This is a genomic window from Pseudomonadota bacterium (genome assembly GCA_034189865.1).
Lineage (GTDB): Bacteria > Pseudomonadota > Gammaproteobacteria > UBA5335 > UBA5335 > JAXHTV01.
The window spans coordinates 42,027-56,870 of the sequence record JAXHTV010000011.1; the positions used below are offsets into that span (position 1 = coordinate 42,027).

Below are 14,844 nucleotides of genomic sequence, written 5' to 3' on the forward strand. Positions count from 1 at the left end.
CCGAGGTTTCAGTGTCCTACTAAGGCGCGGGGTTGGGGTGTTCCTTATGAATGGCTTCAATGGACTTGAGCACTTCATCGGATAGGGTCAGTTCCATGCTTTTAACGTTCGCCCGTAATTGCTCCATGCTCGTCGCACCGATGATGTTAGCCCCCAAAAATGGGCGCGAGTTGACGTACGCCAAGGCCATTTGCGCCGGATTCAGGCCGTGCTCGCGCGCCAGTTCCACGTATGCCACGGTGGCTTTTTCGGCTTCGGCATTGGTGTAACGGCTGAAGCGTTCGAATAGCGTTAAGCGGGCTCCGGCTGGGCGCTGCCCCGCTAGATATTTTCCCGAAAGCACGCCGAAAGCCATGGGGGAGTAAGCCAATAAGGGGACGTCTTCGCGATGTACGACTTCGGCCAAGCCGATTTCAAAGGTTCGGTTGAGCAGATTGTAAGGGTTCTGAATACTGACCACCCGGGGTAAACCGAGGCGTTCGCTGACTTCCAAAAACCGCATCGTGCCCCAAGGCGTTTCGTTGGAAAGGCCGATGTGGCGGATTTTCCCCTCAGCGACCAGTTCGCCCAGCGCGGCGAGGGTTTCAGCAATGGGAACGTTGGTTTCTTCATCTCTGTGGGTGTAGCCGAGTTTGCCGAAAAAGTTGGTGCTGCGGTCCGGCCAATGGAGTTGATAAAGGTCGATATAGTCGGTTTGCAGCCGTTTCAGACTGGTTTCGACTGCTGCTTTGATGTTTGGGCGATCAAGGCGGGGCTGGCCATCACGAATCCAGGGCAGCCAATTGGCCCGGCCTGCGACTTTGCTGGCGATAATCAATTGGTCCCGGCCGCCCCGTCGGCTGAGCCAGTTGCCAATGTAGGTCTCGGTTCGGCCCTGGGTTTCGCCTTTGGGCGGCACGGGATACATTTCCGCGGTATCGATGAAGTTGATGCCCGCCTCGAGGGCGTAATCCAGTTGCTGATGGGCCTGTTCTTCGGTGTTCTGTTCGCCGAAGGTCATCGTGCCCAGGCAAATCTCACTGACCTTCAGATCTGATCGTCCAAGTCGTCGATATTGCATGGCCGGTGCTCCTTGCTCGCGCGGGTTTATCGTGCGCTGTTAATGCTCGAGTGAACCGTTGTTCTCGGGGTCCCGTCGGCGGGCCGATTTTTTCTTCGCGATCATTTCCTCAATGATGGGCATCAATACCACCTCCATGGCGAAACCCAGTTTTCCACCGGGCACGACGATGGTATTTCTTCGCGACATGAACGAGCCATTCAGCATGCTCAAAAGATACGGGAAATCCACCGGGAGCTTGCGAGGGTCCTTAAAGCGAATGACCACAAAGCTCTCATCAGCGGTCGGGATGTCTTTGGCGATAAACGGGTTGGAGGTGTCGACGGTGGGGACGCGTTGGAAGTTGATATCCGAGTGAGAAAATTGGGGGACGATGTAGTGCACGTAGTCGTGCATACGTCGCAGAATCGTGTCCGTGACGCGTTCGTGGCTGTAGCCTCGGTCTTGGGTGTCCCGATGGATTTTCTGGATCCACTCCAGATTGATGATGGGTACGACCCCGATGAGCAAATCGACGTGTTGCTCGATATTGATGCTGTCGGTGATGACGCCGCCGTGCAGGCCTTCATAGAGCATCAAATCAGTATCCGAAGGAATATTTTCCCAGGGTGTGAAGGTACCGGCCTTCTGACCGTAGGCGCTGGCTTCGGCGTCGGTGTGCAAATAACGGCGGAATTCGCCTTGGCCGTGGGTGCCGTAGTCGCGAAACAGCGTTTCCAGTTTATCGAGCCGGTTAGCGGCCGGTCCGAAGTGACTGAATTTTTCGCCCCGAATGGTCGCCCGGTGGATCTGCTGTTCCATGCTTTCACGATCATGGGCGTGAAAACTGTCGCCTTCGATCACGACCGCTTTCAACTCCATGCGTTTGAAAATGTGTTCAAACGCGCCGCGCGTGGTACTGGTGCCGGCTCCGGAAGAACCGGTCACGGCGATAATCGGGTGTTCACTCGACATACGTTACAACCTGGTGGCGACTCGGGAAACTGAGTCAGTCGGCTTCGGTTCGCTGGGTACGAACCTGTTTCCGCGGACAATTCCGCTAAGGCGTCGAATCGGCGCCAACCTGCTTTTTTATCATAGTTTGAAGGATGCGTGGTGGGCCCGTTCTGCAAGGCGGGGTTCAATGAAAGGATCGTCAGCGCGTCAACAGCGCGTGAACATCAGGTCTCGCACGCAGTGGCCTAGGCGCAATCCGCGCTGTTCAAAACGAGTCAGTGGCCGTTCGGCGGGCCGTTCGGCATAGCGTCCGTGTGAGGCCAGATTCTGGAACGCTTTCGATCGTTCCAATGTGGCCAGCATGTGTTCCGCGTAGTCTTCCCAGTCGGTGGCAAGATGCAGCAGGCCGCCCACAAGCAGTCGGTCCGCCAACAGGGTTAGGAACTCGTCCTGGATGATCCGACGTTTATGATGGCGCTTTTTGGGCCAGGGGTCGGGGAAGTAGACGTTGAATCGCGAAACGCTGGCCGTGGCGATGTGACGCTTTAGGAATTCGACGGCATCACCCATGACGATGCGGACATTGTTCAATTCCTGCTCATCCAATTGGTTCAGCAGACGACCGACGCCCGGGCGATGAACCTCGATGCCGATGAAATCGTGCTCGGGTTGGTTGGCTGCCATGGCCGAGAGTGCCTCGCCGTTGCCGAATCCGATCTCGATGGTCAACGGCGCATGGCGAGCGAAGTTCGCCATGGGGTCGATCGGCCCTTCTGTCGTTGCCAGGGAGAAGCGCTCAAGCAGGGTCTCCAGTGCGCGCTGTTGGGCGTCCGTGAGGCGACCTTCGCGGCGGACGAAACTGCGCACGCGGCGCTGTTGTACGGGCTGGGTTGAGGTATCCGACATGGTGGGTTTCAGATGATTGATCAGGAAATGGTGCCTTCCACCGGTGATGAGGCGCTGGCGTAGCGCTTGCGTGGAATCCGGCCGGCCAGAAAGGCTTCGCGACCACTTTCCACTGCTTTTTTCATGGCCGAGGCCATCAATACCGGGTGTTTGGCGCTGGCAATGGCCGTGTTCATGAGCACTCCGTCACAACCCAATTCCATCGCGATGGCGGCGTCCGATGCGGTCCCCACGCCGGCATCGACAATGATGGGGACATTGGCGTTTTCGACGATGGTCAGAATGTTCCATGGATTGGTCACACCCAAACCCGAACCAATGGGGGAGGCCAGCGGCATCACCGCCACGCAGCCCATCTGCTCCAGTTGCTTGGCGATGATGGGATCGTCGCTGGTGTAGACCATGACCTGGAAATCGTCGGCGATCAGTTCCTCGGCGGCTTTCAGGGTATCCACGACATTGGGGTATAGGGTTTTCTCATCCCCCAAAACTTCCAGCTTGACCAGGTTGTGTCCGTTAAGCAGTTCGCGCGCCAGCTTGCAGGTTCGAACCGCGGCCCGGGCACTGTAGCAGCCTGCCGTGTTGGGCAAGATGGTGTAGGTCTCGGGCGAGATGACGTCCAATAGATTCGGCGCATCCGGGTTTTGACCGATGTTGGTTCGCCGCAGTGCCACGGTGACAATTTCAGCCCCACTGGCTTCGATCGCGTCCCGGGTTTGCTCCAGATCGCGATATTTTCCCGTGCCTACCAACAGCCGTGATGCGTAGTTCTGCCCCGCGATGGTGAGCGGCTCGGACGGATTCGGTGCAGTTTCAGTCATGAGTTTTGGGTTCCAATAGCGCTCAGCCGCCACCGACGGCGTGGACGACTTCGATGCGATCGCCGGTATGAAGTCTGTAGGATCCGTGCTCGCTGCGCGGCACGATCTCACCATTGATCTCCACTGCGATGCGGCTTTCGGTGAGATCCTCACTGTCCAGCAACTGCGAGAGCGTGTATCGATCCGGGACGTGTTTGGGTTCGCCGTTAAATGAAATGTTCATCGTTGAGACCTGTTCGCATCCAGTGCCAAGGGCGGTGCGAATGTTTTCGGTAAACACCTATTCTATTAGAACGAAGCCGCTGACGGGAGAGCGGCGATCATCTTAGGATCTTTACACAAGCCGATCTTAAGGTTTAATTTGATGGCCCCGGACGCGGGTGTAGTTCAATGGTAGAACCTCAGCTTCCCAAGCTGATGACGTGGGTTCGATTCCCATCACCCGCTCCAAATCCGTTGCCCGATCCATCCGAACTTGCCTACGCTTTGTCTGCCTAACGGATGCAAAGCCACTTGCGTTTGCTCGCTACGTGTCGGCCAGAGTACAACTCGGGTGGTGATCGGGTTGCCCATTCACGCGTTATGGCGTGTCTCCACTCCTCGGGCAGCATGTCACGAACGTATTGTTGGGTAGCGCTTCAGCCACGATCAATTCGCGGGAGTTCGCAATGAGAAGTCTGATGAAGTTTCTGGGTATCGCGATCGGCATCGTCCTTTTGCTCATCGTGGTGACTTTTGCTGCTGTCGCGCTGCTCGTCGATCCCAACGACTATCGTGATCGAATCGAAACGTTGGTGGCTGAACAAACCGGCCGCGAGTTGCGAATTGACGGGGATATCAAGCTGGCGTTCTTCCCCTGGATCGGCTTGGAGATCGGCGCGGTACGTCTCAGCAACGCGCCCGGTTTTGGCGACGAACCCTTTGCGGCCGTGAACGAACTCACTGCGCGGTTGCGGTTGCTGCCACTGCTCGAGCGGAATATCGAGTTCGGAACGCTCGTTTTGGATGGGTTGCGTCTGAATCTGGCGGTGGATAAGACAGGCCGAACCAACTGGGACGATCTCCTGACCGCCAGCGAGTCGGCCGAGCCTGCGCCCAAACCGGAGCCGGAAGGCGAAGTGACAACTGAACCCGACGGCGAGGTGGCGGGCGGTTTTTCCATGGAGTCTTTGACGGTTGCCCGGGTGCGAATATCCGATGCCGCTTTCAGTTGGGATGATCGCCGCGCGGGCAGTCTGTATCGGGTCACGAATCTCAGTGCCGAGACGGGCCTGGTTCATTTGGGGGAAAGTTTTCCCGTCAGCATTGCCTTCGATTTTGACAGTTCTGAGCCAAAGTTGAGTTTGCACGCCGAGCTTAAAGCTGAAGTGGGTTTGGATCTGGCGGCGCAAACCTACGCGATCAACGACTTGCGCATCACTACCGAGGCTCGGGGTGATGTGATTCCCGGCGGCCAGATCGATGCCGCCCTGGCGGCGAATGTGCTCGCAGATTTGGCCAATGGGCGCTTGGCGGTGGGCGACCTTCGTTTAACCAGCCCGGCCGTCGCCATCGACCCCTCGATGGTCTTTAGCGACATTGAGCTTGGCGGTGAGGTATCCGGCGACCTGAACGCCATGCAATTTACCATTCCGGCGCTGCAGTTGTCCGCTAGGGCCGAAGGCGAAGCCATTCCCGGTGGGCCTCACGATCTCAACGTGGCGCTCAACGGTGCAGTCGATTTGGAAGCCGACACCGCTCGCGTCGATAAGCTGAGCATCCAAGGCGCAGGGCTCCGCGTGGAGGGCGATGCCAAAGTCCGAAATTTAACCGGGGCGTTGGCGTACACCGGTACGGTGCGTTTGGTTGAGTCGTCCCCGCGGGATGTCCTGGCCACGCTGGCCATTGAAATCCCTGAGACCAGTGATCCCGAGGTCTTGCGACGCGCGGCGTTGACGTCCGGATTCTCGGGAAACCTTGATGCCGCGAAGTTACAGTCGCTGCTTCTGACGCTGGACGAGACCACGATCAAGGGCGATCTCGGCATCGGTTGGTCCGGCAAGCTGGCCGTGACCGGAGATCTCGCCGCGGATCGGCTCAACGTCGATCGCTACCTGCCACCAAGCGCGGAAGAGCCGGCGCCTGATGTGCCAGCGGAACCGGTGCCCGACGATGGCGAAGCCACCGAGGATGTTGAGTTGCCGCTGGAGGTGTTACAGCAGTTCGATGCCAACGTCCGCGTGAGATTCGCCGAATTGACCGCCATGGATGTTGTTATGAAAGACGTCGAAGTGGCGGTTCGTCTGAACAACGGTTTGCTCGAAGCCTCACCGTTTCGCGCGGCGTTGTACGACGGCACGTTTGATGCTGATATTCGAGTCGACGCCCGGCCGGGTAAAGAACCCACGATGGTGGCTGCGCCTCGGGTCAAGGGTGTGCAGATTGGCCGTTTGCTGGAGGATTTTGCAGGGGGTGAATATCTCACCGGATTGGGGAATCTGGATATTTCCCTGCAGGGACGGGGTGCGACCCTCAACAGTCTCCTCGATTCCGCCGCAGGCAAACTGAACTTCGAGTTTCGAAACGGTGAAATCGTGGGTATCGATCTGCTTAACCAGATACGCCGCGCCTATCTCAAATTGCAGAATCTCGACCCCGGCCCTGAGGAAGTGGAAGGCACGACGCCTTACACGGAGTTGACTGGTAGCGCCGAATTGGGCAACGGAGTCCTTAACAATCGGGCGCTGACGCTCTCCTCGCCGCTGCTCAGTGTCAGTGGGCAGGGCCAACTGGATGTTCGCTCTCTCGACTTGAATTACGTCGTGACCACCACCGTACTCACGACCGGAATCGGTACGGCGGATAAAATACTCGGCCAGCTTAAGGGGCAACCGATACCCGTTAACATTACCGGTCCGGTCACCAGCCCAAAAGTCAGGCCGGATTTGCGCGGAATGCTGGAAGCCCGAGCCCGTAAAGAGCTGGCTGGCGAGCAAGAAAAGCTACAACAGAAGCTGGATGAGGAGTCGGCGAAGCTCCAAGAGAAACTCGAGAAAGAGCAGCAAGAGTTGGATGAGAAGCTTCAAAAAGAGCAGGAAAAGCTCAAGAAAAAAGCCCAAGAGAAGATCGACGAAGGCTTACGCAAACTGTTCGACTGATGGACTGGGAGGGCGGGGCTGACCCGTCGGTATTCGCCGATCGGTTGCTGAGGTGGTTTGACCATGCCGGGCGACACGATTTGCCCTGGCAGGGAACCGGTGATGCCTACCGGGTCTGGGTCAGTGAGATCATGTTGCAGCAAACCCAGGTTAACACGGTGATCCCGTACTACCAGCGGTTCATGGCGCGGTTTCCTGACGTGACGGCTCTGGCCGCCGCGTCGGAAGACGTCGTCTTGGGAGCGTGGTCGGGCCTGGGCTATTACGCCCGGGCCCGAAATTTGCACCGTGCGGCCCGACAGGTGGTCGCTCTCTACGATGGCCGTTTCCCGGTCGAGTTCGACCAGCTGATCAACTTACCCGGTGTGGGTCGTTCCACTGCCGGCGCCATTGCGGCCTTAGCCGCCGGGCGACGTCATCCCATTCTCGATGGCAACGTCAAACGCGTGCTCAGTCGCCTGTTCGCGATCGGTGGCGATCCGTCGTCGGCAAGGGTTCAGCGCGCACTGTGGGATATGGCCGATACGCTGACGCCACGGGTTAGGGTGGCTGATTACACCCAGGCGGTCATGGATCTAGGTGCCACCGTGTGCACGCGGGCTCGGCCCGACTGTGCGCAGTGTCCCGTGTCGGATCTTTGCTCGGCTTACCGTCAGGGCGAGCAGCACGCGTTTCCTGCACCCCGTCGGCGGGTGCGGATCAAAACCCGGCAACTGTGTTTCGTCATCGTCGGGCGGGCGCGTGATGAGGTTTTACTGGAGCGCCGAGCGGCAGATGGAATTTGGGGCGGGCTCTGGTGTTTTCCTGAGGTTGCTGATTCCCGAGGCGTCGATGAATGGTGCCGTGTTCATCTGGGCGTTCCGGTTCAGGCGCGGGAAGTGTGGGACCCCATAGAGCATGTTCTTACTCACCTACGCTTGAAGATCACGCCGGTCAGGGTCTTGATGCCTCCCGGTTCAGTCGATGCACCACAAGCTGCCTATCGACGCGGGGTTTGGTATACAATTGGCCAGCCGGCGCCAGGGGGGCTTGCCGCGCCTGTCCGAGCACTCATCAATCAGCTGTCGTTGTGATTTAGCCTTGAGTTTTGGAGAGGGCAAACTCAGGGGGGCTATGGTCACGGGATCAGGAATTCGGCGTGATTAGATGGTTGCAAGTCGCGATGCGGTCTTTCCTGGATGACGCGATTTGGCTGATTTTCGTCAGTCCGACACCCAGAAACTGGTGGAGACGAATACGATGACAAGGAAGGTTCAGTGCGTGAAGCTCAATAAGGAAGCGGAGGGGTTGGAGTTTCCCCCCTACCCCGGGGAACTGGGGCGGCGCATCTTTGATTGTGTGTCCAAGGAAGCGTGGCAGCAGTGGTTGCAACACCAAACTATGCTGATCAACGAGTATCGTTTGACCCCCATTGATCCCAAAGCACGGAAGTTTCTCGAGGAGGAAATGACGCGCTTCTTTTTCGGCGAAGGGGGTGTCCCACCCAGCGGATACGTGCCACCGGAAAAGGCTTAGGCATCGCGGCGGTAGGGCAAACGGCGGTGCGTGGAGTGTGGTGTTTTGGCACCCCTTGAATCGTGTGATGCTTGACGAAGGCTTGGCGGGCCGCTTTAATACCGCCCTCACGCTTCGGGAATCGCCCGCGAGCGTATTGACAGATATCGTTTGAGGCCAGGTAGCTCAGTCGGTAGAGCAGCGGACTGAAAATCCGCGTGTCGGTGGTTCGATTCCGCCCCTGGCCACCATTCATTGCCCCCTCTTTTCGGTGCTGATCGAATCCACCGGCCATGGCTTTCAGCTGCGGCGGATTCGGAGACGATGCCGTATCATTATTGCTATGCATCCAGGTGACCGCGGGAAATTTGGATTGGGCCGACGGTTCCGTTGGGCCGCGATGGGTTTCGTCTTTCTGGTCTGTTGCGTGGGGGGTGGCATCCATTGGTGGTGGTTTCCCGCTTGGTCAGCCCAATATCGCCCAGACCGTTCCGGCGAATGCGTGATTTTCCTCCATGGGTACGGTCGAAGCGCCTTTTCCATGAGCAAACTCGCGCGCGCGCTGGATGATTTGGGCTATCTCATCGTCAATGAAGGTTATTCTTCTTTCGTTACTGCTATCGAAGAGTTGGCGGACGCCGTGGTGGCTCGAGATGTGGCGAGCTGCCGGGCGCAAGGTGCTAAGACCATTCACTTCGTCAGCCACTCCTTGGGCGGGATACTGGTCCGTACGTATCTCGCGCGCCACGATCTGAAAGAGTTGGGACGGGTGGTGATGCTCAGCCCTCCCAATCAGGGCTCCGAGATTGCCGATGAATTGGGCGAGATTCCGTGGCTCAGCGCTTGGCTCGGGCCGGCATCTCGGCAATTGGGTACGGGTGCGGACGATTTGCCTCGTCGCTTGGGGCCGGTCGATTATCCCGTGGGTGTCATTATGGGGAACCGTTCGGTTAACCCTTTTTTCTCCTGGATTATTCCGGGTGAGGATGACGGTACCGTATCCGTGGCATCCGCCCGCCTCCGGGGAATGACGGACTTTCTGCTGGTCTCTCACAGTCACACGTTTATTATGTTCGCGAACGATGTTGCGGAGCAGGTTGCGCACTTTCTGCGATACGGTCGCTTCGACAGTCCAGTCGAGGCAGATTCTTCAGAAAATGCGACTGCCTTTTGATTATCGTCAAGTCCATCCGATGTCCTTACGATAATTTGATCCGACGAGTGCGAAGGGAATCCCCGAAAATTTTCTGCAAGAGGAGCGGGCCATGTCGTTAATACACGAGCTACGAGAATCGGTCGAAGCACGACTTGATCGTTGGGAGTCGCTGGCAGAGGCGCTTGAGCTCCAGCTGCAGCTGGGTCGTAAGGAGGCCTTGGATCGCTTCGAAGATGAGAAGCAGCGATTGACCGAACGATTAGAAGCGATGGAAAAGCGATTCGAAGAGACGACCGGGATCGCGGACGATATGCGTGATTCCGTGCGCGGCCAAGTTGAGCATCTCCGAGTCCAGTTGGCGCTTGGCAGGGCTGAGACGCGTGACGCCTACCAGGAACAGAGAAAAAATATTCTCGCGGGTATCCGGAGTTTGGAAGAGCGTTTGGACTCGGCAGGTCATCAGTTGGGTCAGGAAAATGCCGAACGACTCGAAGCTGTTACCAAGGACTTGATCCGGGCCGCTGACCGGTTGGTGGCGGAACTGGAGGCGCTGGAATACCAGTTCGAGGTGGGTGCGACCACGGCTCGTCAACAGTTGGACGATCTCCGCAAGGATGTGGTTACGCGCGCTCAAAGCATCCGCAAACGATTGCGTGAACAGGGCAGTAAAGCGGAAGACAAAATGGAAGCGTTCGAAAAGGATATCTCCCAAGCTGCATCGCAGGCGAAACAGGCATTCAAAAAGCTGTTCTCGTAAGGTATTTTCAAACCAGACTTCGATCCATGCATACACAAACGGGGGGTCCTCGGTAGCCGGCGATGCCCCTGCCCTTCGGGCGATTGCGAGGTCTGTCTTTTCATTGACATCTGATCGACCCGGATCGTCAATGTATTGTCACCCTCATCATTGACAATGAGAAAGCGCGAATTTGATTGCCTGTTGGCAACCTTTTTTGCGCCCATTCCGGCTCGGATACGGCCAGTTTCAAGCTTTTTCGCTTGGCATCTTTTTTGCTTAAAGCTTATTCGCTGGTTAGTCATGCTTGCGAAATGGCGGTGCGAAAGAGCCGCTGCTTTCGTTAAGCGCATCGAAGAGACTTTGAGGAGGATCTTGCCGTGGAGAAGCTTGAGGTGCCGACGAATGACGGTATCACCCTGGAAGAGTTGGGCATTGCCATGGAAGGGCGGCGGCCGTTGACGCATGATGAAGAAGCGAGGGCCCATGCCATTCGCATTCTGGCACAAGAAATTCAGCGCAACCTGAAAAATGCGCTAATGGACGGGGCCGAAGACCGTTACATATCCGAGGCTCAAATGCGTTTGGAAGAGTCCGTGATGTGGGCGGTTCGGGCGATCGGTGTATAGCTCTTCGGGCGTGCGCATAGACGCAAGACCGGCCGTCACTTGCTCTCCCAGGCGGGCGTGATGGGTCTCAGGTTTGCGGATGACCCGGCGATGCGTGCCCGGAACGATCAGGTTTGTCACCGCTCGCTCAGTTCATGCTGTTCTGTGCAATTGCTGGCTGTGCCGTTTCATCGCCCTCGAATTCAGCCCGAGAGAAGCCGTCGGGTATAGGCGCCGCGCAGCCCCAGCGATCGGTTTGCGCGGTCCCGAGCAGGCTGTCGTCCTCACTAAAGAACTTCACCGTCTTTTGAGGCACCCCCAAGCCGTTGTTCGCGTTGACCAGGCAAGCGGAGGGCGCGTCGTCTATGGTATCCAGTTGCACGACCGTCGGTATGGGGTTTTTCATGGCGGCGCGGATGACATCGACTTGATTGACCTGTGCACCGTCGGCACCCATTGACCTTCCGAGTTCGAACTGCTCTGCCTCACGGTTCGGTCCCTGATCGTAGCTGTGGGGGATGATCCAACCGCATCCATCGTGAACCGCGGCGATTTTTTCAGCTGTGAAGCGTGTTAATCGCGAACCGAAGACGCTGGATGTGAACGTCTCGAAGAACAACCGCCCGGATCGCTCTTTTCCGCTGAGGTTGAATATGAAGCGCGCACGGGGGTTCAGGCCATGGATTCGCTGTGCGATCACGCTTTGGGCGTTAAAGTACGATCGATCGATCAGGCCTTCATGCCGCCCGACCAAGTTCATCAGTTTTCGATAGTTCCGAACACTTTTCAGGTCAAACTCGATTCCGCCTCCCGCTTCCTGGGCCAAGGCCAGAATCTCGTCCAGAAACGGCACAGGGGACGGATCGTACTCACTCCCGGACCAGGGCGCGTAGTCGGCGGCGTTGAGCTGCCTGATCTGGTCCGAGTTCATGAGGTCAACCCGGCCTGTGCCGTCGGTGGTTCGATCTGCCGTGGCATCGTGCATCGCGAAAAAATGCCCGTCCACCGTTTGGCGCACGTCGATCTCGATCACGTCGGCCCCGTACGCAAACGCATGCCGATAGGCCCACAGTGTGTTCTCCGGCGCCAAGTTCACACCGCCTCGATGGGCAGAGATGAACGGTGTCTTAAGGCCTTCGTCGGGTGTTTTCGCATTGACCCAACGGATGGGCTGCAAGGTTTCCTCGCAACCGGGATTCGCTGCGGGCAGCTCTCGTGCTGCCGCGGCTTGGGGCAGGACCATCAGCGCTAACGCAACGAAGATGAGCGCCATCAGTTCTGGATGAGATGGGTTCGTGTTGGACCGCAAGCGCATCGATGTCCCCTCCTGACGTTCGCTGGTCAATGCTGTTGGGCATAACCAAGATGTCGGCCGGAGAGGTCGTCGTCATGAGGGGGCCGTGACCGTTTCGTGTCGTCGGCTGAAGGAAGGGGTTGGCGGCCTCATGGTGCCGATGTGATCGGGGTGAGGCCGATTTTGGGGGATCGATCGCGAGTTACGAGAGCCGTATCCGGCGTTGGCTCGAAATGAACGCTAGCCGGCTGCTCAAGGGAACGTCGGCAAATGGGACTCCACGCCGGCTATCTCGGCTTCCGGATGGTGGCTCTTAACGAGTGTTTCGACCTCGTCAATTTGCGAGCGCGGAATGTCGACCAGCATTAAAATTTCACCGCTCTCAATCGCGTCACTGAATTGTTTTAGGCGCGAGTTCGGCAAGCCGGCTCCCACCATGGAGGAGAGGAGTCCACCCATGGTGGCTCCGTAGGCACCAACGCCCAATACCGCGCCGCCAGCGACGACCACGCCCGCAGGCGGAAAGGTCATGGCCGCCAAGCCCACCAATAGACCCGCCGTCCAACCGAGGCCGATGCCCCGTTTCAATGCGGGCACGAAATCGGTTTTTTGCAAAAAGCCGGCTTCCGGTAGATCTTCCAATGAGGTATCGGCGTTGGCAATGAGGTGAATGTCTTTTTCCGGTACGTGGTTGACGAGCAGATCCTTGACGACTTCGGCTGCCGTATCGACATGGGGAACGAGAAAATAGACGCGATGGGACATGGGTGATCTCCTTGGGCCGGCTGCGATGGCAGGGTAGCGATGTGCGTTAAAAAGGAATCGCTCGGTCGGAGCGGCGTCGCAACTCACGGATGCATTACAAACCAGCCTCCATTCTATCCAACATTGAGTTTTTGCGAAGGGGTATTAAGCGATCGGTCTGATGGTTTCCGGTGGAGTTCTTGGGTATTGTTTCTGCACGGAATGACCCCGCTTGATTGGGGTAAACAACATGGACGGTTTGATGAAGACTTTCGCATGGATCGTGGTTTTTTTTGCATGCAGCTCGTTCGTTCCGGCCTTCGCCGGTTACACGTTGTATGGCGATCTTCCCTACGTCACGGACGCCGATTCGAAGCAGCAAACCCTGGATGTTTACGTTCCGCGAAACGACGCTAGCGTTCCGATGCCGGTTCATATCTTCGTCCACGGTGGTGGGTGGGTGATCGGCGACAAAGGGCATCGGGCCCGTCGCCGCGCCGCTTTTTACACCGACCGCGGGGTGGTGTTGGTGTCCATCAATTATCGGCTCTCGCCGGACTACACCCATCCTGCCCACGTCGAAGATTGTGCTGCGGCGGTCAAGTGGGTGGTAGACAATATCAGCCAATACGGCGGCGATCCGGCGCACATCGTATTGTCGGGTCATTCGGCGGGTGCCCATCTGGTCGCGTTGTTGGCCATCCATCCCGACTACCTTTTTGCCCAGGGCTTGTCGCGTGACCTTTTCAAGGCGGTGGTTCCGGTGGACACGGGACAGTTCGATTTAACGCAGCCTCTTGCCGGCCGCGGTGCCAACATGCTCGAGCGGATGAAGGAAAAGGCCTACGGGACGTCTATCGAAATATTGACGGATGCCTCGCCTGCATTGCAGGTTACCCCGAACGCATCGTTGTCGCCGTTCCGGCTGTTTGTCACTGCGGACCGGTCAGAGGCCGCGGAAAGGACCCGGCAGTTTGCCGAGGTGCTTGAACGCAATGGTCATGATGCTCACTATGTGGTCATAGATGGCGGTTATTCCCATGGGGACATGAATCGGGCCATTTACGAGAACGACTCGCCGGTCTCGCAGACAATTCTTGATTTCCTTTTCTCAGATTAGCGCTGCGCATTGCGGTTTCAGCCGACTGGATCGGCTGCGATGCCATCCCGGCGGCAGCGTGACGGACGTTTTTGTATGACCTCTCAAATTCGGATCGTGGAGGCAATGTCGAGATGAGCATGATTCACTTTATCGGCGGAGAGAAAGGCGGGGTTGGCAAATCCGTGATGGCCAGGCTCCTGTCTCAGTACTTTTTAGATCGATCATGGGTTTATGCTGGCCTGGATGCAGATCAGTCTCATCCCACATTGACCCGGTATTACCGCGACTTTACCCAGCCGATCAATCTGGATTTGTTCGAAAGCACGGATGAAATTATGGAGGTGGCACTCGAAGGCGATCGCAACGTCTTGATCGACTTGCCGGCCCAGAGTCAGCGATTTCTCGATCGATGGATCGAGGCCAATGATGTCATTGGCCTGTGTGCAGAGATGGGTATTCCGCTGGTGTATTGGTATCTGGTCGACGCCGGTCCGGATTCCGCCCAGTTGCTGGACGGCTTCCTGCAAAAGTATGGTCGCTCCCTCCACTGTGCGGTGGTGAAGAACGAAGGATGTGGCAGTGATTTTTCAGCGGTCGAGGCGATTAGCGCAAACGATGTTTCGGTCTCCCCTCAGCAGATCACCCTGCCAGCGCTACACGGGTCGACGATGCGTAAGATCGATCGGTTAAATCTCAGTTTTTGGGCGGCAATTCATGCTAAGGATCGGGATGCGCCCCACTTGAGTGTCATGGAGCGGCAGCGAACCAAGGTTTGGATTAAGAAGGCTTACGCCGGCATTGATGAGGTGATATCCAAGCTGGTGGACTGAAAATTCGGTGAGGCGTTGTT

At 57.4% G+C, this 14,844-nt stretch carries 15 protein-coding genes and 2 tRNA genes; 10 read left to right on the top strand and 7 right to left on the bottom strand.

Going from position 1 to position 14,844, the window contains the following annotated elements:
• Nucleotides 1-19: 19 nt before the first annotated feature.
• The 5 genes from SVU69_07240 to thiS form a co-directional block, all read right to left on the bottom strand.
• Nucleotides 20-1,060 (bottom strand): NADP(H)-dependent aldo-keto reductase, encoded by a 1,041-nt coding sequence (locus SVU69_07240; protein ID MDY6942795.1) that lies wholly within the window; start codon nt 1,058-1,060, stop codon nt 20-22.
• A 39-nt stretch (nt 1,061-1,099) separates the two neighbouring features.
• Nucleotides 1,100-2,014 (bottom strand): phosphoribulokinase, encoded by a 915-nt coding sequence (locus SVU69_07245; protein ID MDY6942796.1) that lies wholly within the window; start codon nt 2,012-2,014, stop codon nt 1,100-1,102.
• A 189-nt stretch (nt 2,015-2,203) separates the two neighbouring features.
• Nucleotides 2,204-2,902: a tRNA (guanosine(46)-N7)-methyltransferase TrmB gene (gene trmB / locus SVU69_07250; protein MDY6942797.1), complete on the bottom strand. Its 699-nt coding sequence runs from the start codon at nt 2,900-2,902 to the stop codon at nt 2,204-2,206.
• A 20-nt stretch (nt 2,903-2,922) separates the two neighbouring features.
• The gene (locus tag SVU69_07255) at nt 2,923-3,723 is read right to left on the bottom strand and encodes a thiazole synthase (GenBank protein ID MDY6942798.1); all 801 of its coding nucleotides are present in this window, start codon (nt 3,721-3,723) and stop codon (nt 2,923-2,925) included.
• Between the two features lie 22 nt (nt 3,724-3,745).
• The gene (gene thiS, locus SVU69_07260; GenBank protein MDY6942799.1) at nt 3,746-3,946 is read right to left on the bottom strand and encodes a sulfur carrier protein ThiS; all 201 of its coding nucleotides are present in this window, start codon (nt 3,944-3,946) and stop codon (nt 3,746-3,748) included.
• A gap of 153 nt (nt 3,947-4,099) precedes the next feature.
• On the opposite strand from thiS, the gene SVU69_07265 reads away from it, so the two are divergent.
• The 8 genes from SVU69_07265 (at nt 4,100) to SVU69_07300 (ending at nt 10,875) form a co-directional block, all read left to right on the top strand.
• Nucleotides 4,100-4,173 (top strand) — tRNA-Gly (locus SVU69_07265).
• Nucleotides 4,174-4,391: 218 nt separating this feature from the next.
• On the top strand, nt 4,392-6,860 hold the full coding sequence (locus tag SVU69_07270; GenBank protein ID MDY6942800.1) for an AsmA family protein: 2,469 nt from the start codon (nt 4,392-4,394) through the stop codon (nt 6,858-6,860).
• Entirely contained in the window at nt 6,860-7,933 is a 1,074-nt protein-coding gene (mutY, locus tag SVU69_07275) for an A/G-specific adenine glycosylase (protein MDY6942801.1), read from the top strand. Before SVU69_07270 ends, mutY begins: the two co-directional genes overlap by 1 nt.
• 166 nt (nt 7,934-8,099) lie before the next feature.
• Entirely contained in the window at nt 8,100-8,375 is a 276-nt protein-coding gene (locus SVU69_07280; protein MDY6942802.1) for an oxidative damage protection protein, read from the top strand.
• Between the two features lie 154 nt (nt 8,376-8,529).
• Nucleotides 8,530-8,605: transfer RNA gene (locus tag SVU69_07285), tRNA-Phe, on the top strand.
• A gap of 149 nt (nt 8,606-8,754) precedes the next feature.
• Entirely contained in the window at nt 8,755-9,528 is a 774-nt protein-coding gene (locus SVU69_07290) for an alpha/beta fold hydrolase (protein MDY6942803.1), read from the top strand.
• Between the two features lie 91 nt (nt 9,529-9,619).
• Nucleotides 9,620-10,267 carry a hypothetical protein gene (locus SVU69_07295; GenBank protein MDY6942804.1) on the top strand — a complete coding sequence of 216 codons (648 nt, stop codon included), beginning with the start codon at nt 9,620-9,622 and terminating at the stop codon, nt 10,265-10,267.
• A gap of 359 nt (nt 10,268-10,626) precedes the next feature.
• The gene (locus SVU69_07300) at nt 10,627-10,875 is read left to right on the top strand and encodes a hypothetical protein (protein MDY6942805.1); all 249 of its coding nucleotides are present in this window, start codon (nt 10,627-10,629) and stop codon (nt 10,873-10,875) included.
• A gap of 127 nt (nt 10,876-11,002) precedes the next feature.
• Here the strand turns inward: SVU69_07300 and SVU69_07305 are convergent, their stop codons facing one another.
• Together SVU69_07305 and SVU69_07310 are read right to left on the bottom strand one after the other, a co-directional pair.
• On the bottom strand, nt 11,003-12,169 hold the full coding sequence (locus SVU69_07305; GenBank protein ID MDY6942806.1) for a glycerophosphodiester phosphodiesterase family protein: 1,167 nt from the start codon (nt 12,167-12,169) through the stop codon (nt 11,003-11,005).
• Between the two features lie 231 nt (nt 12,170-12,400).
• Complete coding sequence (locus tag SVU69_07310; protein MDY6942807.1) at nt 12,401-12,913, bottom strand: DUF1269 domain-containing protein; 513 nt, start codon at nt 12,911-12,913, stop codon at nt 12,401-12,403.
• A 241-nt stretch (nt 12,914-13,154) separates the two neighbouring features.
• Here SVU69_07310 and SVU69_07315 point away from each other — a divergent pair, with 241 nt between their 5' ends.
• Both SVU69_07315 and SVU69_07320 read left to right on the top strand, forming a co-directional pair.
• Nucleotides 13,155-14,012 (top strand): alpha/beta hydrolase, encoded by an 858-nt coding sequence (locus SVU69_07315; protein ID MDY6942808.1) that lies wholly within the window; start codon nt 13,155-13,157, stop codon nt 14,010-14,012.
• Between the two features lie 113 nt (nt 14,013-14,125).
• Nucleotides 14,126-14,824, top strand: coding sequence for a mobilization protein MobD (locus tag SVU69_07320; protein ID MDY6942809.1), 699 nt, complete (start codon nt 14,126-14,128; stop codon nt 14,822-14,824).
• The last annotated feature ends 20 nt before the right edge of the window (nt 14,825-14,844 follow it).

Bases quoted from the DNA above. Each gene is read 5' to 3' on its own strand.
- SVU69_07240 (MDY6942795.1), bottom strand. From the start codon at position 1,060: ATGCAATATCGACGACTTGGACGATCAGATCTGAAGGTCAGTGAGATT.
- SVU69_07245 (MDY6942796.1), bottom strand. From the start codon at position 2,014: ATGTCGAGTGAACACCCGATTATCGCCGTGACCGGTTCTTCCGGAGCC.
- trmB (MDY6942797.1), bottom strand. From the start codon at position 2,902: ATGTCGGATACCTCAACCCAGCCCGTACAACAGCGCCGCGTGCGCAGT.
- SVU69_07255 (MDY6942798.1), bottom strand. From the start codon at position 3,723: ATGACTGAAACTGCACCGAATCCGTCCGAGCCGCTCACCATCGCGGGG.
- thiS (MDY6942799.1), bottom strand. From the start codon at position 3,946: ATGAACATTTCATTTAACGGCGAACCCAAACACGTCCCGGATCGATAC.
- SVU69_07270 (MDY6942800.1), top strand. From the start codon at position 4,392: ATGAGAAGTCTGATGAAGTTTCTGGGTATCGCGATCGGCATCGTCCTT.
- mutY (MDY6942801.1), top strand. From the start codon at position 6,860: ATGGACTGGGAGGGCGGGGCTGACCCGTCGGTATTCGCCGATCGGTTG.
- SVU69_07280 (MDY6942802.1), top strand. From the start codon at position 8,100: ATGACAAGGAAGGTTCAGTGCGTGAAGCTCAATAAGGAAGCGGAGGGG.
- SVU69_07290 (MDY6942803.1), top strand. From the start codon at position 8,755: ATGGGTTTCGTCTTTCTGGTCTGTTGCGTGGGGGGTGGCATCCATTGG.
- SVU69_07295 (MDY6942804.1), top strand. From the start codon at position 9,620: ATGTCGTTAATACACGAGCTACGAGAATCGGTCGAAGCACGACTTGAT.
- SVU69_07305 (MDY6942806.1), bottom strand. From the start codon at position 12,169: ATGCGCTTGCGGTCCAACACGAACCCATCTCATCCAGAACTGATGGCG.
- SVU69_07310 (MDY6942807.1), bottom strand. From the start codon at position 12,913: ATGTCCCATCGCGTCTATTTTCTCGTTCCCCATGTCGATACGGCAGCC.
- SVU69_07315 (MDY6942808.1), top strand. From the start codon at position 13,155: ATGAAGACTTTCGCATGGATCGTGGTTTTTTTTGCATGCAGCTCGTTC.
- SVU69_07320 (MDY6942809.1), top strand. From the start codon at position 14,126: ATGAGCATGATTCACTTTATCGGCGGAGAGAAAGGCGGGGTTGGCAAA.